The sequence below is a fragment of the Nocardia sp. NBC_00881 genome (genome assembly GCF_045207455.1).
In the GTDB taxonomy this organism is placed as follows: domain Bacteria; phylum Actinomycetota; class Actinomycetes; order Mycobacteriales; family Mycobacteriaceae; genus Nocardia.
Genome location: NZ_CP108798.1, coordinates 1,970,196 through 1,995,433, shown reverse-complemented (window position 1 = coordinate 1,995,433; position 25,238 = coordinate 1,970,196). Strand labels below are relative to the sequence as shown.

General features: G+C 65.5%; 19 protein-coding genes. 10 read left to right on the top strand and 9 right to left on the bottom strand.

The features are described 5' to 3' along the window. Window positions 1–3 precede the first annotated feature (3 nt). Window positions 4–1,242 (top strand): hypothetical protein, encoded by a 1,239-nt coding sequence (locus OH799_RS08010; RefSeq protein ID WP_406277254.1) that lies wholly within the window; start codon window positions 4–6, stop codon window positions 1,240–1,242. Next, window positions 1,239–2,306 carry a DUF3179 domain-containing (seleno)protein gene (locus OH799_RS08005; protein ID WP_406277251.1) on the top strand — a complete coding sequence of 356 codons (1,068 nt, stop codon included), beginning with the start codon at window positions 1,239–1,241 and terminating at the stop codon, window positions 2,304–2,306. The genes OH799_RS08010 and OH799_RS08005 overlap by 4 nt, the downstream gene beginning before the upstream one ends. A gap of 207 nt (window positions 2,307–2,513) precedes the next feature. Here OH799_RS08005 and OH799_RS08000 read toward each other — a convergent pair whose 3' ends face one another. Together OH799_RS08000 and aztA are read right to left on the bottom strand one after the other, a co-directional pair. Further along, window positions 2,514–4,598 carry a serine/threonine-protein kinase gene (locus tag OH799_RS08000; RefSeq protein ID WP_406277248.1) on the bottom strand — a complete coding sequence of 695 codons (2,085 nt, stop codon included), beginning with the start codon at window positions 4,596–4,598 and terminating at the stop codon, window positions 2,514–2,516. 465 nt (window positions 4,599–5,063) lie between these two features. Continuing rightward, entirely contained in the window at window positions 5,064–5,750 is a 687-nt protein-coding gene (gene aztA / locus OH799_RS07995) for a zinc ABC transporter ATP-binding protein AztA (protein WP_406277245.1), read from the bottom strand. A 48-nt stretch (window positions 5,751–5,798) separates the two neighbouring features. Here aztA and aztB point away from each other — a divergent pair, with 48 nt between their 5' ends. From aztB to aztD, 3 genes are read left to right on the top strand one after another with little or no spacing between them, the layout of a single operon-like run. Then, entirely contained in the window at window positions 5,799–7,790 is a 1,992-nt protein-coding gene (aztB, locus tag OH799_RS07990) for a zinc ABC transporter permease AztB (RefSeq protein WP_406277242.1), read from the top strand. Continuing rightward, window positions 7,787–8,704 (top strand): zinc ABC transporter substrate-binding protein AztC, encoded by a 918-nt coding sequence (gene aztC, locus OH799_RS07985; RefSeq protein ID WP_406277239.1) that lies wholly within the window; start codon window positions 7,787–7,789, stop codon window positions 8,702–8,704. Before aztB ends, aztC begins: the two co-directional genes overlap by 4 nt. A gap of 26 nt (window positions 8,705–8,730) precedes the next feature. Next, complete coding sequence (gene aztD / locus OH799_RS07980) at window positions 8,731–9,885, top strand: zinc metallochaperone AztD (RefSeq protein ID WP_406277236.1); 1,155 nt, start codon at window positions 8,731–8,733, stop codon at window positions 9,883–9,885. A gap of 506 nt (window positions 9,886–10,391) precedes the next feature. Here the strand turns inward: aztD and OH799_RS07975 are convergent. The 4 genes from OH799_RS07975 to OH799_RS07960 form a co-directional block, all read right to left on the bottom strand. Beyond that, on the bottom strand, window positions 10,392–11,162 hold the full coding sequence (locus tag OH799_RS07975) for a hypothetical protein (protein ID WP_406277233.1): 771 nt from the start codon (window positions 11,160–11,162) through the stop codon (window positions 10,392–10,394). Window positions 11,163–11,765: 603 nt separating this feature from the next. Next, complete coding sequence (gene prcB / locus OH799_RS07970; protein WP_406277230.1) at window positions 11,766–12,617, bottom strand: proteasome subunit beta; 852 nt, start codon at window positions 12,615–12,617, stop codon at window positions 11,766–11,768. A 257-nt stretch (window positions 12,618–12,874) separates the two neighbouring features. Beyond that, window positions 12,875–14,200, bottom strand: coding sequence for a family 1 glycosylhydrolase (locus OH799_RS07965; RefSeq protein ID WP_406277227.1), 1,326 nt, complete (start codon window positions 14,198–14,200; stop codon window positions 12,875–12,877). 87 nt (window positions 14,201–14,287) lie between these two features. Beyond that, window positions 14,288–15,085: a HugZ family protein gene (locus tag OH799_RS07960; protein ID WP_406277224.1), complete on the bottom strand. Its 798-nt coding sequence runs from the start codon at window positions 15,083–15,085 to the stop codon at window positions 14,288–14,290. A 100-nt stretch (window positions 15,086–15,185) separates the two neighbouring features. On the opposite strand from OH799_RS07960, the gene OH799_RS07955 reads away from it, so the two are divergent. Further along, entirely contained in the window at window positions 15,186–16,277 is a 1,092-nt protein-coding gene (locus tag OH799_RS07955; protein WP_406277221.1) for a hypothetical protein, read from the top strand. A 159-nt stretch (window positions 16,278–16,436) separates the two neighbouring features. On the opposite strand, the gene OH799_RS07950 is transcribed toward OH799_RS07955, so the two are convergent. The 3 genes from OH799_RS07950 to OH799_RS07940 form a co-directional block, all read right to left on the bottom strand. Beyond that, complete coding sequence (locus tag OH799_RS07950; protein ID WP_406277218.1) at window positions 16,437–17,342, bottom strand: SMP-30/gluconolactonase/LRE family protein; 906 nt, start codon at window positions 17,340–17,342, stop codon at window positions 16,437–16,439. 465 nt (window positions 17,343–17,807) lie between these two features. Then, complete coding sequence (locus tag OH799_RS07945; RefSeq protein ID WP_406277215.1) at window positions 17,808–18,524, bottom strand: metal-dependent hydrolase; 717 nt, start codon at window positions 18,522–18,524, stop codon at window positions 17,808–17,810. Between the two features lie 433 nt (window positions 18,525–18,957). Next, a complete protein-coding gene (locus tag OH799_RS07940; protein WP_406277212.1) occupies window positions 18,958–19,893 on the bottom strand; it encodes an AAA family ATPase in 936 nt (311 codons plus the stop codon). A 351-nt stretch (window positions 19,894–20,244) separates the two neighbouring features. On the opposite strand from OH799_RS07940, the gene OH799_RS07935 reads away from it, so the two are divergent. The 4 genes from OH799_RS07935 to OH799_RS07920 all read left to right on the top strand — a co-directional run bounded on the left by OH799_RS07935 (window position 20,245) and on the right by OH799_RS07920 (window position 25,115). Continuing rightward, window positions 20,245–21,153: a hypothetical protein gene (locus OH799_RS07935; protein WP_406277209.1), complete on the top strand. Its 909-nt coding sequence runs from the start codon at window positions 20,245–20,247 to the stop codon at window positions 21,151–21,153. 513 nt (window positions 21,154–21,666) lie between these two features. Then, the gene (locus tag OH799_RS07930; RefSeq protein WP_406277206.1) at window positions 21,667–22,170 is read left to right on the top strand and encodes a DinB family protein; all 504 of its coding nucleotides are present in this window, start codon (window positions 21,667–21,669) and stop codon (window positions 22,168–22,170) included. Between the two features lie 484 nt (window positions 22,171–22,654). After that, window positions 22,655–23,302 carry a response regulator gene (locus tag OH799_RS07925; protein WP_406277203.1) on the top strand — a complete coding sequence of 216 codons (648 nt, stop codon included), beginning with the start codon at window positions 22,655–22,657 and terminating at the stop codon, window positions 23,300–23,302. A gap of 70 nt (window positions 23,303–23,372) precedes the next feature. Beyond that, window positions 23,373–25,115 (top strand): GAF domain-containing protein, encoded by a 1,743-nt coding sequence (locus OH799_RS07920; RefSeq protein WP_406277200.1) that lies wholly within the window; start codon window positions 23,373–23,375, stop codon window positions 25,113–25,115. Window positions 25,116–25,238: the final 123 nt, after the last annotated feature.

The following is a 25,238-nucleotide window of genomic DNA, read 5'->3' as shown; positions in this document are numbered from 1 at the left end:
CCCATGGGCGCACACGACCGGCCGAAACAGGCCGCATCCCGTGGCAGGCTTGTGATCTGGGAGGAGTCCGCGCGCGACGGAGCGCAGGCGAAGACGATCATGAGCGGGTCCGAACGCGCGCTCATCGCCCGTGAGACCGGCGGCATCTTCGGCTCCGAAGGGCCGAGCCAGGTGATCTTCGCCGCGGGTTTCCCCGCGATCGGCCCCGAAGAGGTGCAGACCATGCGGGTGCTCGCCGAAAGCGTCGACAACTGCTCGCTCGCCTCACACGGCCGAGCCACGCGGCACGATATCGACCTCGGCCGTACCGCGCTGCGCGACGCCGCACATCCCAGAATCACCTTCTGGATCCCGGCGTCCGATGCGCTGGCGCACGCGCTGGGCATGGCTTCGCGGGCGCAGGCACTCCAGCGCGGACTCGACTGCCTCGCCTACGCTCTCGACACTTGTGGCGGTATCCCGATCGACGTGGCGCTCTCGGGCGCGGACGCCAACGAACCCCAGTACGTCGCGGACGTGGTTGCCGCACTCGATGCGGCGGGAGCATCGATCGTCAAGGTGTGCGACACCGCCGGGCGTTTCTTTCCGCGGCAGACCAGGGATTTCGTCGAACGGCTCTGCGCCGACCCCAGCATCGCGCACGCGGTGGTGGGGGTCCATCTGCACAACGATCTCGGCTTTGCGCTGGCCAACATCATGGAATCGGTGGCGCAGGGCGTCCGTGTGGTCGCGTCCTCCTGGATGGGCTTGGGCGAGCGGAACGGGCTCGCGGCGACCGAACAGGTGGTCGTCGCACTTTCCGGCGTCGTCTGTTCGGTGAAGAGCGCGGTGGGGGAGCCCGTCGACCTGTGGGAGCAGCCTCCCGATCTGCACCGGGTCGTACCGATCGCAGCGAATGTCAGCCGGATCACCGGGGTGCCGCTGAAGGTCACCGACCCCATCTGCGGCACCGGCGTGAATTCGATCTCCACCGGCACACCATTCCTGGATCGAGGTGTGTTCCGTCCCTTCGATCCGATGGCCGTGCTCGGAGTCGAGCCGCGGATCGAGATCACTCAGCTTGCCAGCAAAAGGGTCCTGCAGGCGGTGGTCGCACAACACGGCATCGCCCTCACCGACGGTGAACTCGACGCGGCGTTGCGCTGGGTCAAATCCGTTGCCTATGAGCGGAATGAGCCGATCATCGACAAGGAAGAGCTGTTCGCCTTCCTCGGCAGGAATGAAGGCGGAGATTCCCGATGAGCCGCGCCGATGGCTTCTCCCCGGCGCGGAAGCGGCCCTGGTTCCTGCCGCTGAACAACCCGCCGGTCGTCGATGCGAACCGCGCGGATCACATGCGTGACGACGATCCGGTGGTCGGTGTGCTCGTCGGTGCGCAGGCGCGAGCCTATCCGTGGTGGATCCTCGCCAACCACCACTTGGTCAACGATACGTTTCTGCTGTCCGAGGAGCCTGAAGGCTACCTGTGGACAGAGGCGATGACCGGAACCGGCGAACCGGGATATCCGTGGTTTCCCACCACCCCCGTGGTGCTGAGCCTGTGCGAGGCATGTAGTGCGACATCGGCGTTCGTTCCGATCCCCGACAGCGACGGTGCTCAACCACTGGTGTTCAGCCTGGTGGAGCGAACAGCCAACAGTCCGTACCGGGCGCTTGGGACCTTCACTATCGCGGATGTCGAAACGCACAGCCGCTGGCATCCGTTCACCGGCCGCGCGCACAGCGGACCGCTCGCGGGCGCGCAGCTGCGGAGGCTCCCGGCCTTCATCGACCACTGGGGTACGTGGTCGCGCGATTTTCCGGCGACGACCGTTGCGTTGGCCGGTGACGAGATGCGCACCCGCCCGCATGTGGCCGACCTGCCCGGGGTACTCGATCCCGACGCCGCCCACACCAGTCTACGGGAGGTGCGCCTGCACAGTCCCGCGCTCATCGATCACCGACTGCCGCCGACGGAGCTGGTCTTGGGCGCCGGTGACGCGGCCACGGGCGCCGCCGTCGCGATACCCGTGGCGGCACTGCGCTCCCACGGCGGCGTCCTGCAGACCGAACTCGCCGGGCGACCGTTGCTGTTCACCCTGGCGGGTGACTTCCGTGGGCTGGTCTTCGAACGTGAGCTGGACGAAGCTGCCGTCGAGTTCCGTCCCGGCAGCCTCGTCGACCATCTCGGCGGCACCTGGGATCACCTCGGAGCCTGTCACAGCGGTCCGCATCGAGGTCGTCAGCTGTCCCATGCCCCGGACGGCTATCTTTCGAAATGGTCGGAATGGAGCCTCGCCCACCCCGGTGCCGACATCATCGGATGACGCACCCGGTGGAACCGCAGGGCTGTCTCCACCGGTGTGGGAGTTGCCAGATCTGTTGACGGCCGTGGGTTGCCAGCCGGGTGGGGATCTCGATGAGGTCGGCGCGGATCGTGGCGGTGGTGGCCGTGGAATCGGCCGATCGTCGCTGGGCCGCTGCTGCGGCTGTGTCCGCGTCTGGTGGCGTTCCGAGTGAGCGCGGTCTCGGCCTTAGGAAACTGTTGGCCCGAATGCCCCCGGTTGGTGGCCGACCGAGCTGACCCGCTGCATGTCGACGGTAGCGCGGCTGGTGGCGGGACAAGGGTCGGCTTTGTCGCGGACCCATGTGCCGGTAAATAACTCGGTGGGGTCGGGTCCCGCATCGGACTGGAACAGCTCCCAATGAAATGTCGCGTTGGTGTGCGGCTCGTTCGATCCCACGTAGCAGGGGTAAGGACCGTCGTAGTCGCTCCGCCATGCCCCGCCTTCGAGCACGAACAACGGAGAAAAGATGGCGCGCGGATCTGCGCGAGGATCTGCCTGTGTCGTTGCGGCGCAGCGGTCGCCGCCGCGCACGCAGATGGTGTCGTATCGTTGCCGGATCTTGTTCGGCGCTGGGGGGTTGAGAACATCCGGCGTCGCAATGTAGGTGACGGTCACGTCGTAGGTGCCGCTGATCAGTGCGATGGGCGGGGTACCGACGCGGTCGGGAATGGTTTCGGGCGGGATTACGGCGACATTCGGGTCGATGTCGCCGATGCGGGAGAGCGTCATCCCTTTCTCCAGGATGTATGCGCAGGGTCCTCCGGCGAAGCCGGAGTAGGTTCCGGCCCACGACGGGGCGTCGGATCGGAATTGGACTCTCTGCCATAACGGGGCGTTTTGAGGCGCGTTGGTGATCGGACTTTCGCAATCGGGATCGGGCTGGGGCGATAGCTCTCTTGTGGCCATCCATGTGCCGTCGCGATAGTCTGCGACGAACTGGACCGGGGCTGTCTCCGGCTGGGACGGGTTCTGGCTGGTTATCGAGGCTACGCAGCGTTCGCTGTGCGGCGGGCAGTGTGATCGAACCGACCACACCCTGGTACTCCGGGGCCGGTCGTCCGGTTTCCCGTTCAGAGTTCGGGGTGTGTAGGTGACCTCGTACTTGCCGTCGAAGGCGAGTTCGGGCTTCGAGCGGTGGGTCAGTTGCCAGACTCCCGCCACCATCGCGGCGGCGATCAGCATGGCGACCACGGCCGCCGTTACACGGGTGACGGGCCGTTGACGTCGTGGCGGTGCAGGGCCGTCTCGTCGGGTCTTCCCCGATTCGGATCGACTGGGTCGCAGGCCGGCGAGGTGCATGGAAGGTCCGGAATCGACCGTGGATTTTTGCTCCGCGTCCGGTCCCATGGACGGGATCGTCGGCGGTGTGTCGGGCCGATCGCTGTGACCTTCGAAGCCGGGCTTCGGTATTGATGTGGCGGTGGTTCTACTGGTATCTCCGGTGATAGCTGTGGGAGCGGTGGTGAGTGCGCGGTCGGCGGCGGCGGCCAGCTCTCCGGCGGTCGGGTAGCGGTCGTCCGGGCTTTTCGCCATGCCCCGGGCGACGACGTCGTCGAAACCGGCCGGTAGGTCGAGTCGCCGCAGACTAGGTGCCGGGGGGTCGGCCGTCAGGTGTGCTGCGATCTGTTGCTCGGCGCTGTTGCCCGGATAGGGCGGGGTTCCGGTCAGGCATTCGCACAACACGCAGGTGAGGGCATACACGTCGGATCGGGCGTCGGCGACTCCGGTGGTGAATCGTTCCGGAGCCATGTAGGCCAAAGTTCCGATCATCGTGTTGGTGCTGGTCAGGGTGGTGTTGTCGGCCGCGCGGGCGATGCCGAAGTCGATCAGATACACGAAGCCGCTGTCGGTGACCAGCAGGTTGGATGGTTTGACGTCGCGGTGCACCAAACTTTGAGCGTGTGCCGCATCCAGCGCCGCCGCGGCTTGGGTGATCACCGCGACCGCCGTCTGTGGCTTCATCGCACCTTCGCGGAGGAGTAGGGTTTTCGCGTCGGCGCCGTCGATCAGGCGCATGTCCAGGTAAAGGTGGCCGTCGATTTCGCCGTAGCCGTGGATCGGGACCACATGTGGTTCGCGCAGCTGGGCGGTGTCGTGAGCCTCGCGTCGGAATCTTTCCCGGAAGCTGGGATCGGTAGCGCAGTGTTCGGGCAGCAATTTGACCGCCACAATGCGGTCGGTGACGGTGTCGTAGGCCCGCCATACCTGGCCCATGCCGCCCTCACCGATCAGCTCCTGCAACTGGTAGCGGCCGAACGCTATGCCGTTCACCGACCACCTCCCGCACGCATGAATCGCGTTTGCTATGAAGGGTTCGCATCGTGAAAGGTCGCATACCGATCATATCGGCCCCGACATTCCTAGCGCATCACTGTGGGCAAGACGATCCCGTACGGGGTCTATGCGTGGTAGCCGGCTGGGTCGATGTCGATACCGACCACGACTCCGCCGCCCTCAGTGGGCACGTTTACCACGGCGACTGGAACTACACAGTGCACCCGGTACCCCGCCCCCCGGCGGGAGCCGCGGATCTTGTCCGACTCCGCCCTGACCGGCATGACCCGCTCCGAACTGGACCGGCTGACCGCTGCCCTGCACACCCTTCACGAGCGGCACCCCCGGATCAAAGCGGGGCTGTCCGCCCACCGTCGCCTTCGCCGACCAGGTTCTGATGCCCGCCCACGACCCGGCTTCCGTCGCCCGCTACCACTGAGACCCTGTGGTAGCGGGCTCGCGTCAGAGCGGTCGCCGGTCGGACAATGCCGTTGCCGGGGGCCCCTCGGCCCGGACCTGCCCGTCGCGCAGAACGAGGCAGTGGTCGGCCCGCCGTGCTTCCTCGTGATCGTGGGTGGCGTGGACGACGGTGACACCCTGGTCGCCGAGCTCGGTGAGGACGCGCGAAATCTCCTGGTGCGACTCCGAATCCAGGCCGGCGGCAGGTTCGTCGAGCAGGAGCACGTCTGATTCCTGGGCTAGCGCCTGGGCGAGCAACACACGCTGGCGCTGACCGCCGGAGAGGGTGTCGAGGCGACGCGGCGCGAGATCGCCGACGGCCATGCGTTCCAGACAGCGATGCACGATGGTGTGGTCCTCGCTGGACAGCCGCCGCCACGGGCCGCGATGTGCCCACCGGCCCATCGAGACCGTGTCGCGGACCGTCAACGGCAGCGTCGCGGGAATCGTGGTGTGCTGCATGACGAATGCGGGACGGTGCACGCTCGTGCGGTGTACGGAGCCCTGCTCCGGCCGCACGACGCCCGCCAGCACGCCCATCAGCGTCGACTTTCCCGATCCGTTGGGCCCGACCAGCGCTGTGATCCGTCCGTGCGGGATCGACGCGGTCACGTCGTAGAGGACCGGCCGTCCGTGGTATCCAGCGTGGAGCCGCTCGACGCGGATCGCGTGCCCCGTAGTGTGTCGCATATCACCTCGATTGAAACGATAATCATTATCACTATAGGGTGCTGCGCTATGGACTGGCTGTTCGCCCCGTACGAGGTGGCTTTCGTGCAACGAGCGATGTGGGGCGGGCTGCTGGTGTCCTGCGTGTGCGCACTGGCCGGAACATGGGTGGTGGTGCGCGGCATGGCCTTTCTCGGCGACGCGATGGCCCACGGCATGCTGCCGGGGGTCGCGGTGGCCTCGTTGCTCGGCGGCAACCTGTTGCTGGGCGCGGCGATCAGTTGCGCGGCAATGGCGTTCGGTGTCTCGGTGCTCGGACGCAATAGACGGTTCGCACCCGACACCGCGATCGGACTTCTGTTCGTCGGAATGCTCGCGACCGGTGTGATCATCGTTTCGCGCTCCCAGTCGTTCGCAGTCGACTTGACCGGCTTCCTGTTCGGCGACGTGCTGGCTGTGCGCGAACGCGACCTCGGCTATCTGGCCGCCGCGCTCGTGGTCGCGGCGGCGGTGGCCATCCTCGGCCACCGGGCCTTCGTCGCGCTCACCTTCGATCCACGCAAGGCGCACACGCTCGGACTGCGCCCCAAGGCGGCGCACGCCGTGCTGGTCGGCCTGGTGACGCTGGCGATCGTCGCGTCGTTCCACATCGTCGGCACCCTGCTCGTCTTCGGGTTGCTGATCGCCCCGCCCGCGGCGGCGATGTACTGGTCGAGCCGCATCCCGGTGATCATGCTCGTCGCCGCCGCACTGGGATCGCTGTCCACCTTCGCCGGACTGTGGATCTCATGGCATGCGGACATCGCTGCCGGGGCCACGATCGCCGCCGTCGCGGTGGCGACGTTCTTCGTGTCCGCGGTGGCCTCCGCACTACGGGATCGGGTCCGGTCGGCCGGAGCAGGAGCGGGGGCCATGCTGATGGTCGTTCTCGCCGCTCTGCCATTGCTGGGCTGCGGCGCGGGCGGGGGAGACGCTCCGGTCACCGAGGAGACGACACACGGCTATGTCGCGGGCGCGGAGGAAACGGCCGAGCCGCAGACACGTCTCGTGGTGGCGGACGGGAGCACCGGCGCGGTCCGGGTCATCGACCTCATCACCGAAGCGGTCATAAAGGCCGACCAGGTCCAAGGCGCACGCCACATCGCCGGTGACGGTCGGTTCGCCTATCTGGGCGCAGCGGACTCGGTGCGAGTCGTCGACAGCGGCGCATGGATAGTCGACCACGGTGACCATGTCCACTACTACCGCGCACAGGTCCGCACCGTCGGTGCCCTGCCCGGCGCGGAAGTGTCCGACGCGCACAGCGATCCGATGATCGCGGCCGTCGGCATCGACAACGGTGGGACGATTCTGCTCGACCGCGGCTCGCTCGATGCCGGTTCGATCATAGAACGCGGTCGCGTCGACCGCGGCGCCGCTGTGCCCTACGCCGAGCACCTCGTCGTCGCCACCCCTGACCGAGTCGAGGTGCGGACTCGAGATGGAGCGGTCGCGGCGACCGCCACCGAGCCCTGCCCAGACCCCCGCGGCCACGCAGTGACACGGCGCGGACTCGCGATCGGCTGCGCCGACGGCGCACTGGTGCTCGCGCGGCGCGACGGAGCATTCGGTACCGAGAAAATCCCGTACCCGCGCGGAATGGGCGGCCGCGCCACGGAATTCACCCATCGCCCGGGCAGCACCACTCTGACCGCCCTTGCCGGGAGCGACGGTGTCTGGGTGCTGGACATCAGGAAGAAGACCTGGACTCGGGTGCCGATCGCGGACGCCGTCGCGGTGAACACCGCGGGGGAGGGCTCCGCACTGCTGGTGCTGACCCGCGACGGCACCCTGCACGCCCTCGACGCCGGAACCGGCAGGCAGACCGCGCAAGTTGCGCTGCTCGCCGCACCAGTGGGCGACCGAACGCTGCCGGTGATCGAGGTCGACGCCAACCGTGCCTACGTCAACGACCCGGCAGGCCGCGCCGTGCACGAAATCGCCTACAACGACAACCTTCGCTCGGCCCGCACCTTCCCCTTGGACATCGCCCCGACGCTGATGGTGGAGACCGGTCGATGAGAATACTGATCCGCGTCCTGGTCGCTTGCCTTCTACTCGCGGCGCCGACAGCCTGCGGTAGCACGGCCGACCGCAGCGGAATCGTCGTCACCACCAACATCCTCGGCGACCTGACCCGCGCCGTCGTCGGTGACGCGGCCGACGTGACGGTGCTGATGGCCCCCGACACCGATCCGCATTCCTTCGCGATCTCTGCCAAGCAGGCAGCTGAACTCGAACGCGCGGGTCTGGTCGTGCACAACGGACTCGGTCTCGAGGAGAGGGTGGCACGCAACGTGGCCGCGGCCCGCTCCGCGGGAGTGCCCGCCTTGGCGGTGGCCGACCACATCGATCCGATCAGCTACGTGGCCGACGAGTCGGCCGGTCGGGCCGACCCGCATTTCTGGACCGATCCACATCGCGTGCACCGCGCCGTCGAGGTGATCAGCGCGCACGTCCTCGACCATGTGCGCGGCATCGACGCCGACACGGTGCGAGCGAACACCGACCGATATCTCGCCGAGATCGACCAGCTCGACCGGTGGATGGCCGAACAGTTCGCAGTGATACCGCCCGAACGGCGGCAGCTGGTGACCAACCATCACGTCTTCGGTTACCTGGCACAGCGTTTCGGCTTCCAGGTGATCGGGGCGGTGATCCCCAGCGGTACCACGCTCGCCTCGCCCAGCCCGTCGGATCTCGGCGCGCTCGCCGGCGCGATTCGCACCGCGGGAGTCGGCGCGATCTTCGCCGACTCCTCCCAGCCCGACCGACTGGCCCGCGTCCTGGCCGACCAGGTAGGCGTACACATTCAGGTGATCGCGCTGCACAGCGAATCGCTCACCCGGCCGGGCAGCGGAGCGGGCAGCTACCTGGACATGATGCGCACCAACACAGCCGCCATCGTCCGCGGGCTCACCGCGCCTCCGGCCTAGAAGTCGCACGAGAAATGGAGCAGCACATGCCTAGTCGGTCACGAGCCACCACAAACGTGGCCCTGTCCGGTCTGATCGCCGCGACGGTCGCGCTGAGCGGATGCGGTTCGGACCAATCCGCGCACCCGCCGATCGGCGAACCGATCGCCCTCACCTACGACGGCGGCATCTACGTCCTGGACGGAACCTCGCTGGAACAGCGCGGCGAGGTGCGGCTCGACGGCTTCAATCGGCTCAATCCCGTAGGTGACGGTCAGCACCTGATGGTGTCCACCAAGGACAGGTTCCGCGTCTTCGACGCCGCGCACGCCGAATTCACCGATATCGCTTTTCCCGCGGTGAAACCCGGCCACGTCGTGCGGCACGCCGGGCGCACGGTGCTGTTCGCCGACGGTACTGGCGAGGTCACCGTCTTCGACCCCGCCCAGCTCGACGCCGGCAAGCCGCGGACGGAGATGTATCGCTCGGCCGCGCCACACCACGGCGTCGCGATCGAACTGGCCAACGGTCAACTGGTCGTCACGCTGGGCACCGAGGAGACGCGTGTCGGCATCGCCGTCCTCGACCGCGATCGAAAGGAAATTGCCCGCAACGAGGACTGTGCGGGCGCGCACGGCGAAGCCACCGCGAAGGACGAGGCAGTCGTGATCGGCTGCCAGAACGGTGCGCTGGTCTATCGCAACGGTGTAATCACGAAGGTGACGAGCCCGACACCCTACGGCCGTATCGGCAACCAATCCGGAAGCGAGGCCTCGCCGATCGTGCTCGGCGACTACAAGCAAGACCCGGATGCGGAACTCGAACGGCCGCAGCAGGTTTCGCTGATCGACACCACAACGGGGAGCTTGCGTCTTGTCGGCATCGGCACGAGCTACACCTTCCGTTCGCTGGCCCGTGGCCCGCGCGGCGAGGCTCTCGTCCTCGGCACCGACGGCCGAATTCACATCATCGACCCGGTCGCGGGCACCGTGGAGCGCACGATACAGGTTACCGACCCGTGGCAGGAACCGCTGCAATGGCAGCAGCCGCGCCCGGCTCTTTTCGCCCGCGGCGCCATTGCCTATGTGTCCGACCCGGCGACGAAAAAGGTCCTGCGAGTCGACCTCACCACCGACGCCGTCACGGCGACAACCACGTTGCCTTCGGCGCCGAACGAGATCAGCGGCATCGTCGACCACTGACGAACGCCCCCGCGACGTCCGCCGCCCCGCGGCATCCGCGGTGCAGGCCACCGCGGGCCCCGCCGCCATGGTCGTGACGTAGCCCGGCTCGGACAGAATTCGGTGAAGCTTCGGGTTTCTCGATCCGGCTCGGCCGGAAGGGATCACGCTGATCGCAACCCGTGGGTCCAGAAGCAGACACGGCTAGCGTCAGCTCCATGGGCAATGCCGACGTGCGCCGTCGACTTCTGAAGACCCTCACTGGCCTCAGTGGTGCGGTCAGTGTGTACGCGGCCGCGTTCGATAGCTGGCAGCCCGGGGTACTGACCTCCGACGGACACGGTGGCGCAGCGCTGGACGCGGACCGGGTCCAGCCGATCGACCACACGGGGGAGTACTTCACCATGCGCGCGCTGCTGAACATCCCGACCCTGCCGCAGCGCAGACGGGTCCGGTTCCAGGCCGATCACTTCGCCGGCCGCGGCGAAGGTGCCGCCACGATCACGGTGGCGGCACCTATCACCCTGCTAGCCGATGAGTATCGGGGTGCGCGTGGCCGAGCCGTCGGGGGTCTGGTGCAGCGGCGCGGCCAACGGATTCCGCACCCAGGTGACGTTCGCGATCACATCGTCGTCGAAGACCAGCTCCTCCCACAGGGCCAGGCCTTTGTCCGGTTCCGACGGTGTCTGCTCGATGTGTACGTCAACCGCGGCCACAGGCTGCGACGTCGGCTGTGGCTCGGCGACGCGCCACAGCAGGTTGGCCGCGTACCGGCGGGTGCCCTGAGCGAGCGCGGCTACCGCGGTACCGCAAGCCGTCAAGCCGCCGACCAACGCCGCGGGAGTCAAGCCTGCACTGGCGATGGGACGCGGATCGGCATCCGAAGCCGTCGACGCACCCAAAAGCCTGTCCATTATCGAGCCGAACCCTTCTTGCTGGACAGTCAGGCTGCGAAGTTCGGGTCCCTTGGCATCGAGGTACATCAAGGTGATGAGGACCAGAAGCGCCACGGCCGCGCTGGAACCCATGATCAGACAGGAGAGCACCTCGGTGCGCAGCCGCCGGTGCGCTATCACCGCGAACACAGTTGTCACCATGGCGCCGCTCGCCAGCAAGCCCCAGACGCCGGTGATTTCCATGTTGCCGAAGCTGGACACGCCCCAGTCGCCGTAGCTGGACGAGTCGTCGACGCCACTGCTGGTGATCCCGTCTACCCGGCCGAAGGCGTCGGTGCTGACCCGGCCGCCCGAACCGGATGCCGAAAGCCACGGCTGGAACAACAGGATGAAGGTGACCACGCTTCCGACGGCGGCAAACAGATAGCCCCAGTCCGATCGACGATCCTCCCCGCGTGGCGCCGCGCCGAGTGTCGGGCGGGCGGAGTTCTGGCTCCGACGGGATCGCGCTTCGTTCGCTTGCCAAGGGGTTGGTTGTACCATTGCTCCAGTTTCGATGGTGTCGCGTGAATTATTCAGCCGCCCAAGGCAATAACGTCCATATGGACAAATTGCCCCGTGGCTGGGAACACAGCTTTTCGGTGAGGTGGAATTCGAATGGGCGGCATCGGCCATCGACGTAAATTACGGTAAGTGCCGATGCGGAACGGATCAAGCGTGATCGATCTCCCATGCGTTGTCGCCGGTCCCGACGCCGCACACCAGCACTGTGATCCAACCGGCCGGTAACTTGTCACCGATGGCGCTGATCTTGGCTTTTGTCTTTCCCCTCGGTTGTGAGCCCCTCGATATGCGAAGGAGCGCGCCGGCTTCGATTTGCTGCGCAACGCAATTCCTGTGACACGCTTAACATGTCAACTTTGCGAGTTCGATCACATTCGCCCTCGGATAAGCGGCGCGGTAGCGCGCATCAATCCTGGGCGCTCGACCGATTTTCGGATTGCGTCATGCGGAGCGAACGCCGCCATCAGTGTCTTCCGCAGCGGCACGATCGCTGACGATCGCACGGGCGATCTCCGCAAGACGCTCACTGCCGACCTCGACGGCGCCCTCGGCGTCAACCACCACCGCGGTCGGATAGATATTACGCAGCAGATCCGGACCGCCCGTCGCTGTGTCGTCGTCGGCCGCGTCGAACAGAGCCTCCACGGCAATCCGCAACGCCCCCTGCTCATCGATATCACGACGGTAGGTCTTCTTCAGCGCCGACTTCGCGAACAGCGAACCCGAACCGACCGCCGTATAGCCGAACCGTTCCTCGTAACGGCCACCCACCACGTCGAAAGACACGATCCGCGCGGCCTGCTCGGGATCGATAGCATCCAGGTCATAACCGACCAGGATCGGGACCACCGCCATGTCCTGCAGGGCGGCCGGCAGGTTGTCGCGCACCATCTTCGACAGCTTGTTGGCCTTGCCGTCGAACGTCAGCGACGCGCCCTCGATCTTTTCGTAGTGCTCGAGCTCGACCGCGAACAACCGGATCAGCTCCAGCGCCATACCGACCGTGCCCGCGAAACCCGCCGCCGAGTAAGTATCGGTGATGAAAACCTTCTCCATATCGCGAGTCGACAGCAGATGCGCCATGGTCCCCCTACGGTCACCAGCGAGCAGCACCCCACCGCGATAACCGACCGCCACGATCGTCGTCCCATGCGGCGCGATGTCCGCACTGCCGATGCCCACACCGTCGACACTGTTGTCAGGCAGCAACTCCGGTGCGTACTGGCGCAAGTACTCCGAAAAGGATGCCGCCGTGTAGTCCATGGCAAGCGGAAGATGGCTATCGGACCTCATCGATCACCTTTCCGGGTCGACCGTGCGTCACCCGCGAACGCGACACGTGCTCTCAGCCGACGTTACCGCAGCCACCCACATCCCTCACCAGCTCGGCCGTCGCCGGACCTCCGGAGGTACCACAAACGCCACCCGTCACGATGCCAGCGCATTCGATCCGCACCGGAGACCGACTCGACAACACCCCGTCCAGCACGGCCAGGCTGCGTCGACCCGAGCCGAAGAGCGCGCGTACCGCAAACGAGTTCGAAACCCATTCACTCCTCAGCGGATCCGTCCTCCGGGCACGCTTCCGGCGCATCGATCTGTAGGCAGGGAACCGGGGCACGGGTCGGGAGATAGGTCGCGTCGACCCCACCCGCACGGATAAGCCGGGTATACGCGTCGACCGCGTCGGTCGGGCGGCGAGCCAGTGTCGGATCGGTGAGCACATCGACCGTGTAGAGACCGAACCGCGGCGCGTAGGAACCCCACTCGTAGTTGTCGGTGAGACTCCAATAGTTGTAGCCGATCACGTTCATGCCGTCGGCCCTCGCGCGTTGCAGCCAGTACACCGTGTCCCGCAGATGGTCGGCACGGCTGTATCCGTCCGGACGAGCCTTCCCGTTCTCCGTCGGGATACCGTTCTCCACCACATACAGCGGCCGATCAGGGAACTGCCGCGCGTAATGCCGCAATGCGTAGTAGATACCCTCCGGCTGCACCGGCAACTCCCAGAGCGGTGGACCGCCCTCGGCACCACCCTGCGCTGACGCCCCGGTCTCCGGCAGCCGAGCGAAATAGTAATCGACGCCGACGAAATCCAACTTCGCCGCGATCCGATCGACGATCGGCTGATTGACCTCGGTCTCCGCACCCGCCACATAGCCCAGATTGCTGGTCACCTGCGCGTCCGGCTGGAACCGGTGGATGACATCGTAGATATCGTTGTGCGCCTGCGCGATCCGATCCAGCATCGCCGGCGCCTCCTCGACACTGATCCCGCCGGTGCGCAACTCGGTGCCGACATACGCGGCCGGCTCGTTGAACGTCACCCACAGCGGATTACGCGAGGCATAACGGTCCACCACCTTGCGCATGTTCGCCAACCAGTTCTCGACCATCCCGTGGTCGCGCCACCCACCACGCTCCAACGCCCAACCCGGATACACCCAGTGATCCAAGGTCAGCATCGGCCGCATACCCGCCGCGACGATCCGGGCGATCACGTTGTCATAGAAACCGAACGCCGCCTCGTCCCAGGTATCCGGCGCCGGCTGCACCCGCGCCCACTCGATACCCACCCGGTAGACCTTCACCCCAAGCCGTTCCGCTAGGCCGATGTCGGTGATATAGCGGCGGGTGAAGTCCACCGAATCGCGGTACGGGTCCGCCGTCTCACCCGAGGCAATATAGCGCCGCCAGTTGCTGTCCGGTGCATGCCCTTCGGACTGGAACCCGGACGCCGACACACCCCACAGGAAATCCGCACCGAGCTCCGGCACATGCCCAGGCGGCTGAGCAGCGGAAACGCCGGACGCCGTCAAGAAGGCCGCCGCGGCGAACGGCGCGGTCCACCCGCGCCGGCGTCTGCGTGTATGCATCGCCGTAGCGTAACTGTCAGATTGCTGACCTCAGGTGTAGAGCCGGCCGTGTCGCCGATCGCAGTACCGTCACGGTTCCGCGAGCACTCAATCCCGCCGCGATCGCCGCGCCAACTCCACGGTCGCCTCCCGCAACCGACCGATCGAACCAATCGGCGCCGCATAACCCACCCTCGTGCGTGCTACCCCCCGCGGCGTCACCACCCGCAGATCCAACCCGTAGCGGTCGGCACGCTCACAACTCGCCTCGGTAGAATCGGGATAGCCGCCCCACGCCCGCGCTATGTCGAGCAACGCGTCGGCATGATCGTCGTTCAGATGCGCGATGGCAGGCGCCGCCACCGGCGCCACCGGGTCCGGCTCGGCCGCCGCATAGTGCTCGGCGCTAGCCGAATCCATCCGGCCGTAACCGCCGACCCAGCGCACCCGCCGCACACGCAACACCCACACCGAGAAATCGCTGTAGTCGATATACGTCCTCGCCGCGGGAACCGCCGCCAGATGCGCCTCCCGTGCGGCTACCGCTTCCACCCCGACCGGACGCTCCACCACACCCGACAGTGTGATCCTCGTACCCGCCAGCGGGTCTGCCGGCGGATCCGGCGCCACGATCGCCAGACTCGCCCGCGGATCGCCTTCCACATTGCGGCCGTGCTCAGCCAGCCGCGACACACACAGCACCGGCTGCCCGTCCAACAACCCATAGGTCACCAACGACGCCCACGGCGATCCGTCCTCGGCGAGACTGGCCAATGTCGCGGTATTCGTCGCCGCCGCAACGGTTCTCGCCTCCTCCGCCGCCGTGGGACGAGCGGGATTCAGCAGCGGAGCCAGCGGCCGCGGAACCGAAGGAGCATCGCCGGGATCACCATGATCGAGAGTCATACCCCTATCTTCCCAGCATGCGCCCGCGAAACGCCGCACGTCGCCGCGGGGCCGACCACTTGGCCGCGCGCATCCGCCACAGATCGAGCAGACTTGCCGGGTGACCCGATACGCATTCGACGCCGACCGATCCGCCCTCGTCGCCACCTGGGCAACCGGACGAGGCGACCTCGCCCAGTCCGTGGCCACGCTACCTCCACAGGTGACTACCGACCAGGCCACCGATCTGGCGTCGAACCTCACCACACTGTCGCGGTTCCAGTGGCGCACCTACACCCACCCGGCCAGCGCCGCAGGCGACCCCGATGTCCCCAACAGCGAGGCGTGGCGTCGCGCCGAGGAACGCAGGAACTTCAAAGAAGTCGAAGCAGCCTTGCGCACCCCCAACCTGCCCACCGAAGAAGGACTGCTCGTCTCCTATAGCGGCGTCGTCGAATCCGCACACTGCGTCGGACGCACCCTCCACGAGATCGGCGCCGACGTACTGCGCGACACCGTGCTCGCCGAGGTCCGCACCGAGCAGGCGGCCATCGAATCCGCCGAGCGCGGCGACCTCTCCGGCCGCGCACGACAAGCGGTCGAACTGTCCCGGCCCGATGTGTCCCCGGCCCAAGTCCACGCCGCCGACGCCCTGCTGCGTTCCGACCCACTCGGCACCATCGAACTGTTCACCGAACTCGATCCCGCCTCCGCCTCCGTCGCCGCTGCCCATTGGCTCTACGCGGCGGCCGAAGTGGCGGGGGAGACCGCGAACGTACCGACCACCGATGTCGTCGCGGAAGCCGACGACATCGAAGCGCTCCAGGTCGAGACCCCCACCCTGGTCCTCGAACGGCTCTGCGCCGGAGAGACCCCGACCGACGTGGTCGTCGACCTCATCGCCGAAGCCATGGCGGTGCACGAAGGACGCGTACCCACGCCTTGGGGCCTCGTCGCGCAGGTCGCCGACATCGAAGCGCAGGCACACAGATTCGGCGTCGACGCCGACACCCGCGACGCGATGCTCGCCGGCTTTCGCATCAGCCGGCTCGATCCCGCGCGCCCAGCCCTCGACCTCCTGGAAGACCTCCTCGACGGCATCCGTGGCTGCCAGCTGCTGTATGCCGCGCACACCGAAGAAGCCGACCCCGAGTCCCAGTTCGCCGCCGACGTCCGTCTAGAAGCGGACGCCGACCCCGAAGACCTCCTCTGAACAACGAATGGGACATGATGCGCAGCGAATCGAGGTCCTGCCCAGCGGAGACTCGCCGGCCGACGGTGTCGTGGGCGGAAACGAGGGCTGAGCTTCTGTCGTGAGCCAGGACGGCATGGCCCCGTAGACCGCTCCGTGGTGGAGCAGGGGGTCGCCGGCTCAGGGCACCCGCGACACAGCCACCGCCGACTCGATGAGACTGCCCAGATACAGCACACCGTCCTGCTCCACCACACCGGTCACCATCGAGTAGTCGGTGCCCTCGATCTGGAGGTCGTGCACCACCTTGCCCTCGAAATCGACCGCCATTACCCAGACCGTTTTGGCCGGTTTGGGCTGCATCCACTCCGGAAGCATCCATACGATGCGGCGCAGAATGCCCGGCAGCGGAAAAAGGCGATCCAGCAACGGATTTCGCGGCGAGGGAAGGGTAATCCAAATCAGGCCGTCGCTGCCGAGGCCCATGTTGTCCGGGAATCCCGGCAGATTCTCGATCAGCCGATCGCAGGTTCCCGCCTCGGGCCCGGTCAGCCAGTATCGAGTCACGCGGTAGCCCCCGGTCTCGGCGACCACCACGCAGGAACGGTCGGGTGCGAGAACGACGCCATTGGCGAACTGGAGGTTGTCGATGAGGGTCTCCACCGTGCCCGCAAGGTCGCGGCGGAATAGGCGGCCGGTCCCGGAGTGCTCCAAGATGTCGCCCATGTACTCGTCGAGCGAGTACCGGCTCGATGACGAGGAGAAGTAGATCGTCCCGTCGGTATCCCGAACGACGTTGCTGGCGAACCGGAGTCGTTCACTGTCGATCTCGTCGACCAGTACGGTGAGTTTGCCGTCGGGGGTCAGCTCCAGGAGCCCTAGCTCGAAATCGCAGATCAGAATGCGGTCGTCGGCGTCGGCGTGTAGGCCGAGCGGGCGGCCGCCGGTGTTCGCGAGTTCCCGCACGTCGCCGGTCGCCGGATCGATGCTGAGGATCGCTCCGTTCTCCGTGCCTGCGATCAACCTGCCGTCGGGGGAGAGCACCACATCCTCGGGGCCTTTGCCGGGCAGCTCTAATCGCTTCACTGCGGGAAGTGGTGGGACGCTCCGGGTTCGGCGTGCGCGGGCCGGAGCGTGCGGAGGAGTCCAGCGCTCCGGCCGCATTGTCGATGGGAGCATGCAATCAGGGTAGCCGGGGGAGTGTGGAGTTCCGTGGGAAATAGTGCTAGGGAAGGTGGCGCCCACGGCCCCAGGTGGGCGAAGCCCAGTGCTGGAGACGGCGTCAGCTAGAGAGCCTTGAAACATGTCCTTACGTAGATATGCGCATTTAAACATGGATCGCCATTCCACTAATCGACCGCGACCAATCCACTCCACCAAAAACGCAAAGAAGCCAGGGCCGCCCAGCTCGGCCGTCTCATAATGAGGCAGGGGAGCGTCAGGGCGGCCACTTCTGGACTTTGCTTGTAGATCGCCCTGGAATCGCCTGGCATCCGGAGTTCGTTCGTCACCTATCGTTCGAGGACGGAGCACGCGTCCGACGACGCGGTATCAGGGCTGGTGTGTAATCGTGTACCAGAGAATGGCAAGGGTGCCGAGTGTGAACAGCGGTGACACAATCCAGATTTCGACTTTGTTCCCGGTTCGATCGATGATCGGGAAGCGGACGCGGATGTCGAAGGGCCAGAACAATCGGCATCCATGGTCGGTGAGGCAGTCGCCGATCAGGTGGGCCAGTGCACCGAGGCCGACGGCGAACGGCAACCATACCGGCTTGTCCGCGATCCAATGGTCCATCGCGAAGGTTCCCGCAGCGGCCAAGACGACGATGGGTCCCCACGCTTTGAAGCTGTGGCCGGACGGACACAGGTGCAATGCGCGGACGGCCAGCGCCAGCAGGAAGAACACGAGACCCAGGGTGAACCATCGTCCGAGCCAGTGCTCGCCGGCCCAGGTGCCGTAGGCGACTGCCGCGACGAACGCCAATGAGTGTGTGGCGTGACGGTGGCCGCCTGAGATCCAGGAGATGAGCTTGCACGCGGAGTGTGTAATCGGACCCAGTGCGTGGGCGATCGTTCCATCGGGGTGGTCCGCGTCGGGGAGCAGTGCCGCTCCAGCGGTGAGGAAGACCCCGAGTAGCAGGTCGACGATGCCGAGATGTCCCGTCGCATCCTGTAGAGCTGGATAGGTCAGCACCGTGACCGGAAGCACCGCGGCCGCCGCCGACCAGGCCAATGCGCCACTGGTCGCATGTGAATGTCCAAGCACCGGCCGAACATTAGTTCAACCTCGTACGGTCGCGCGAACGGCGTTGTGCGGTGGCGAAAGGTGAGTGGGGAACTTGCCGACCTGGCTGGCTCATCTGAATGACGCTGGTGCCCTGGGTTATTGCTCTCGTGTTGCGGGCTAGGGGAGGGTGTGGAAACCCGGTGCGTACGTTGCGCGTTGCAGGTGCTCGAGGCGGAGCCTGGACAGGTAACGACGGTGCGTTCATCGATCTGAATTAGATGTTCCTGAATCGTCCGAGACGCCGGATGTGGGCTATTTCTGCATCACTCCTACGGTACATCTAGATACGTACATCTGCGCATATAAACATGTATTCATCTAACCAACCTATATCCGAATCAACCCACTTCTAAAAGAAGAAACGGCCTAGACGCTCAGAAACGACCCCGAGCTGCAGACTATCGGTTTCGCGCTACAGCACATCATCGATGACGACCGTCGCCGCCGCCATGACCTGCCGTGCAAGGTCCGCGCAGTCCACCGGAGCGGTGGTGTCGATGGAGACGACGGGGGCGAGGGCGATCGGTTCGGCGAGTCGCGCCCATCGGTTCCAGTCATGGGAGAGGTGGGCGTCATCGTGGTAGAGCGCGGCGCGGGTACGGCCGCGGTATCGCGCCAATGCGACATCGGGAGGCGCTGCACACCAGACTTCGACGGCTCGCGTCGCGCCGGAGGTGTTGATTCCGTTCGCGACGAACCGTGAATCACGCGGTTTGAACCACCAGGAGTCGACCACTACTACGCCTGGTAGTGCGGCACTCAGCGCCCATGTTGCGTCCATCGCGATCGCTCCGAGATTCGGTATGACAGACGCCTTGTCGAGCCCGGAACCCAACGCCTCCTTGATGATGTCCTTTGAGATGAGATGCGCGCCGAGCTCCTGTGCCAAGGTCGGCGCGAGCGTCGACTTCCCGGAACCGGGCAGTCCGTTGATCAGGATGAGCAGGTCGCAGATGGTGACGAGACCTCCGGTGAGCGCCGAATCTATGACAGGCAGAAACCTTATTGTGCAAGTCGATTCGTGCCCACCCGGAATGGCGTAGCGCCTGGCGGTGGGAGCGTCGCTGCTCGTCGACGATCGGCGGGCCGCCGCGAACCATTTGTTCGAGACCTCGTCTATCGCCGGACAGCGTTGAACGGTTGGAAGACTCGCAGGGAGCAGTACCGCTACGAGACCAGGCCGTCGCGCTGGAACAGAAGTGTGCGCTGCGCATAGCCGACGGAGGTGGCCGATCTGCTCGGCGATGTTCTGTCGGATCGCGCCCAATCCACGGACTCCACAAATGATCTGAGCACGTGCGATGCCTCCCGCATCCTGGCTGCGAGCGAAATTTGTCCACCGCAGCATCGCCGGATTCCTGCGGCCGAGCCGCGCTCGACCACTTCCCAAATGTGGGGAACTTCATTGCGCGACCGCGCTTACGCTGCATCGCGTAGCGCGACCTCATCGCGAGCCTGTGACCCGACCACGCACCATCGCTCGGTCTCGCGCAGAGCGGGACGATGCGTGGCAACAATCCGGTTTCGACCAGGTCGGCTCGACCAGCGGTAAGCGATGTGTAGGGAGGTTGTAGTGGGTAGGGGTCGCGGAGTTCATCTGTGCGGCAGCGTTCCGTTGGCGGATGCGCAGACGGTGTTCTCGGAAGCAGCGCAGCGGATAGGTTCTCGATTGAAGCGCATTCCGGATGGTGAGACAGGAGTGCGTGACAACTGGGTGGTGTGGCAGCTGCCCAAGATGCAGGCACACCCGGACCTGGAAACCGTTCCGCCGCCGAGCCCGGAATACGGGCCGAGCGAACGAGTGCAACCCAAACCGGGCGTAGACGGGGCATCAATCGACTTCGGCCCCTTGGGCTACGCCGACGCCGCCCTGGAGTCGTGGCAGGTCTTCCGGCGGCTGCGGGAGGAAGGAGTGATCCCGCAGGGCACCCGATTCCAGGTGTGCCTGCCGACGCCGATCGCGGTGATCGGGGCGTTCGTCGCGGGACCGCAGGGGGAGTTGGAGGGCAGGTATGAGGCGCAGCTGCGCAGCGAGCTGGCCCATATCGTCGACGGCATTCCGGCGGAAGACCTTGCGGTGCAATGGGATACTGCGGTCGAGTTCGCCATCTTCGAAGGCGTGTTCCCGTCCTGGTTCGGCGGCGACTATCCGACTCAGCTCGAGGAAGTCGCACAGCGGCTGGTCCGGTTGGGCGCCGCGGTTCCGGAGCCGGTCGAACTCGGATACCACCTGTGCTACGGCGACTTCGGCCACCGCCACTTCGCCGAACCCGCTGATACCGGGCGGCTGGTCTCGGTCGCGACCCGAATTCTTTCTGGGTTGGGCAGGCGCGTCGATTGGATCCACATGCCGGTCCCTCGGTCGCGTACCGACGCCGACTACTTCAAACCCCTCGCCGATCTCGAGCTGCCGCCCGAAACCGATCTGTACCTCGGCTTGGTGCACGCCACCGACGGTCGAGACGGTGCACTGCGCCGGATCGAAGCCGCCCGCACCGCCGTCGCGGACTTCGGCATCGCCACCGAGTGCGGCATGGGCCGCCGGCCGGCTGACCAGATCCCGGCGCTATTCGAATTACATGCGGAGCTGGCTGACACACTTTCTTGATCCAGACCGCATGGCGTTGATCGGCGTCGTCACCAGGTCCACGCAAATGTATGGCACCCCGTGAGCTGATATGGCTTACGGGGTGCCGCACTGTGATCAGGCGTAGACCTCGGCGCGAGTGCAGCTGCGAGTTCGAACCGAAGACCGGTTCGCCGGGCCGGCGAACCAGGGCGGACGGTTGGCCGTCGTCCCCTTGGTCTTGGTGATCCTGCATATTCGCTTTGATCGAATTCGACTGCTCCGAAGCCCGCCCGGAATCAAGATTTACGGCATACTGACCCTGTGTCAGGCCTCCTGACAGGCCTGGGCTGCGGCGTCGATGCGGGCCCGTATCGCCCATGCTCGGTTCGCAATCCGCGCGGCGAGTGCCTCTCTCTTTCCTGGTCGTTCCCTGACGCCGGACTCTTCGTCTCTCTCCCGAGATCGATCGCTTCACCGCCGCCTTGTGTCGTTCAGCCCGACCGATACCTACCGCACAGGCCTCAATCACACAACAGAATGGAGCGAAAACCCATGAATACCATCCGAATTACCAACGGCACCGAGCGAGCGATCATCGAGAACATGCTCGATCGCAACCGGGAAGCACTTATCGAGACCGTACGCGGCCTGTCTGACGCGGACGCCCGCCGACGACTCGTTACGTCGCTGACGACACCGATCTCATTGATCAAGCATGCCGCCGCCGCGGAACGGATCTGGTTCCAACGCTTCTGGGCGGGACTCGACAAATTCGAATGCGACGGATACTCCAACCGTGACGAGGGCACCTTCGCCGTCGCCGACGACGAATCGCTGACCGACGTCATCGCCGAGTTCGAGCGCGCAAGCCAACGATCACGAGTGATCGCGTCCCGCTTCGACCTCGACGACACCAAGGACAATCCCCGCGAGGGCAAGGTCAGCATGCGATGGACTCTGCTCGCCATGATCGAGGAATTCGCCAGGCACGCAGGTCACGGCGACATCCTCCGGGAACAGATCGGTAAGGGCGCACTCCGGCACCCGAACCCGTGAAACTTCGGAGCTATCCGGACCGCCCGCGGCCTACTTGACATAATGTTGATTATCAGCAGAAGAACCGGCTGGGTTCATTGGTGCATCGGCTCGTGATACTGCGCACGTTCGACGTGTTGAATTCTGAGAGTAATGAGAGCTGAGATTTATCCGGTTTGATCTCGAGTCTCCGAGTGAGCCCCGAGTGCCGGATGGCCCCAGTTGGCGCATGCATGTATATATGCATAGTTATGCATACTACAGTTTTGTCACTGTGACAATTGTTGATGGTGTGACTTGTGGTCTGATCTGCCGCGTGTTCGAAATTATCGTGTCTTTCTTGTGGGCGCGCGTGCCTGGCTATCGGCGCAGAATAGTCATGACAGCGGGCGGCAGGTAGGTACCGGTCCTGTCGAGGACTTCGGTGGCTCACGGTCGAGATCCGGCGTGCCCCACCGCGCGCTCCATAGTCCGGGATGATGTCGACTGAGGGAGAGGTGTACCCATGGTCACGGTGTTCTTGGTCGACGACCATGAGATCGTCCGACGCGGGGTCGGTGATCTCATCGGTGTGGAGCCGGATCTCGAGGTGATCGGTGAGGCGAGCAGTTACTCGCAGGCGGTGGCCCGGGTTCCCGCGTTGCAGCCCGACGTCGTGGTCCTCGACGTGCGGCTACCCGACGGTAATGGCATCGAACTGTGCCGGGAGCTACTCTCGGCGAACCAGGATCTGCGCTGTCTCATTCTGACCTCGTTCACCGACGAGCAGGCGATGCTCAACGCCATCCTGGCCGGAGCCAGCGGATATGTCGTCAAGGACATCAAAAGCCTCGAACTGATCGATGCCATCCGTGAGATCGGGGCAGGCAAATCGCTGCTCGACAATCGCGCCGCCGCCGCGCTCATGGTCAAGCTTCGCTCGGAGGCCGAGGAAAAGACCGGTCCGCTGGCCAGCCTCACCGACCAGGAGAGAACGCTGCTCGCCTTGCTCGGTGAGGGGTTGACCAACCGGCAAATTGCCGGTCGGATGTATCTGGCCGAGAAGACGGTCAAGAACTATGTGTCGAGATTGCTGACCAAGCTCGGGGTGGAACGACGTACTCAGGCAGCGGTGCTGGCCTCGAAGCTCAACCGACCGGATAGATCGGACTAGCCAGCCGCCTGCCCAGGTTTCCAGTGCTGAGCGGTCAGATCCAGGCGTCGATCGTGGAAGAATGCCGGATATGGAATTGCAGCCGTCCGGGACACGCCCGAATGGCCGGACGGCGGTAACGGAAACGCTGTCCCAGCTGCGGCTGCGCGAGCTGCTGATCGAAGTTCAGGAGCGGATCGCGCTGATCGTCGATGTGCGTGATCGGATGGACCGGCTCGTCGAGGCGATGTTGGTGATCACGGCCGGGCTGGACCTCGACAACACGCTGCGCACGATCGTGCACGCCGCCATCGAACTCGTCGATGCCGGGTACGGCGCGCTCGGGGTCCTGGAGACAGACAAGGCAAGCGATCAACTCGCCGAGTTCGTCTACGAAGGGATCGATGACCGGACTCGTGTGTTGATCGGAGACCTTCCGCGTGTCCACGGAGTGCTCGGTCTGCTCATTCAGCAGCCGAAACCTCTTCGGCTGCGGAATCTTTCGGACCATCCGTCCTCGGTCGGCTTCCCGGAGCATCATCCACCGATGCACACGTTCCTCGGTGTGCCGATGCAGGTGCGTGGCGAGGTCTTCGGCAATCTCTATCTCACCGAGAAGGCGGGAGGCCAGGAGTTCACCGAAGACGATGAAGTCGTGGTGCAGGCACTCGCCGCGGCCGCGGGCATCGCCATCGAGAATGCCCGTCTCTACGAGCAGTCCCGTTTGCGGCAGCAGTGGCTGGAGGCGACCTGGGATGTGGCGACCGAGTTGCTGGCAGGCGGCGAGCCGGGAGAGGTCCTTGATCTTGTCGCCGAGCGAGCACTGACGCTCACAAAGTCCGCGTACACGTTTCTCGCTTTGCCTGAGGACACGGACATCCCCCACGATGAGGTGACCGAGCTGGTCGTGGTCTCCGCCGCGGGAAGCGGCTGCGAGGAGCTCATTGGGCGGCGGATACCTCTCGAACAATCCGGTGCCGGCGAAGCCTTCCGGGACGGGCGCGTGATCGCGGTCGACAAGCGGTCCTACTTCCAGCTCTTCGGCTCGACCCAGCTGGGTCCAGCGCTGATCCTTCCGCTGCGGGCCGGACGCTCAGTCCTCGGTGTGCTGATCACTGTTCGGCCCGCCGACGCGACGCTCCTCGCCGCCCCTGCCGATTCGATGATGGCCGCGATCGCCGACCAGGCAGCACTGGCGCTGCGACTGGTCGATACTCAGCGCCGGATGCGGGAGCTCGACGTGCTATCCGATCGTGACCGCATCGCCCGAGGCCTGCACGACCACGTCATCCAGCGACTGTTCGCGGTCGGACTTTCTCTCCAGGGGACGGTGCAGTGGGCGCGGGCGCCGGAAATCAAGGCCCGGCTGATGGAAACCGTCGACGATGTCCAGGCGATCGTGCAGGACATCCGCGATTCGATCTTCGACCTGCAGAGCAACACGGCAGCGGATTCCTCGAAGTACCGCAAACATGTGCACGGCATCATCGTCGATATGACCGCCGAGAGTGGACTACGCACCACCGTGCGATTGGCTGGGCCCGTCACCGTCCTGGCGCCCCCATTGTCCGATGATGTGGAGGCCGTCCTTCGAGAAGCGGTCAGCAACGTGGTGCGGCACGCTTCGGCAACCACCGTGTCGGTCGAACTGCGGGTACACGATGACGTCACGATCGAAGTGACCGACGACGGGGTCGGTCTACGCGACGACATCACCCGCCGCAGCGGATTGGCGAATCTGGCGACGCGAGCCGAGCAGGCGGGTGGCTGTTTCAGTATCGAGAGCCGTCCGTCCGGCGGCACCGTCCTGCGCTGGTCGGCGCCGCTACCCTAGCCCCAAGGCCGCGCAGTTAACGTGTGAGTTGGTGTGTCAAGCGGGGTGGGGTGGTGAGCGGGGACAGCGGAACTGCTGGTAGAGAGGTGTTGTCCGCCAAGACAATCCGCTCGTCCGAGGAGT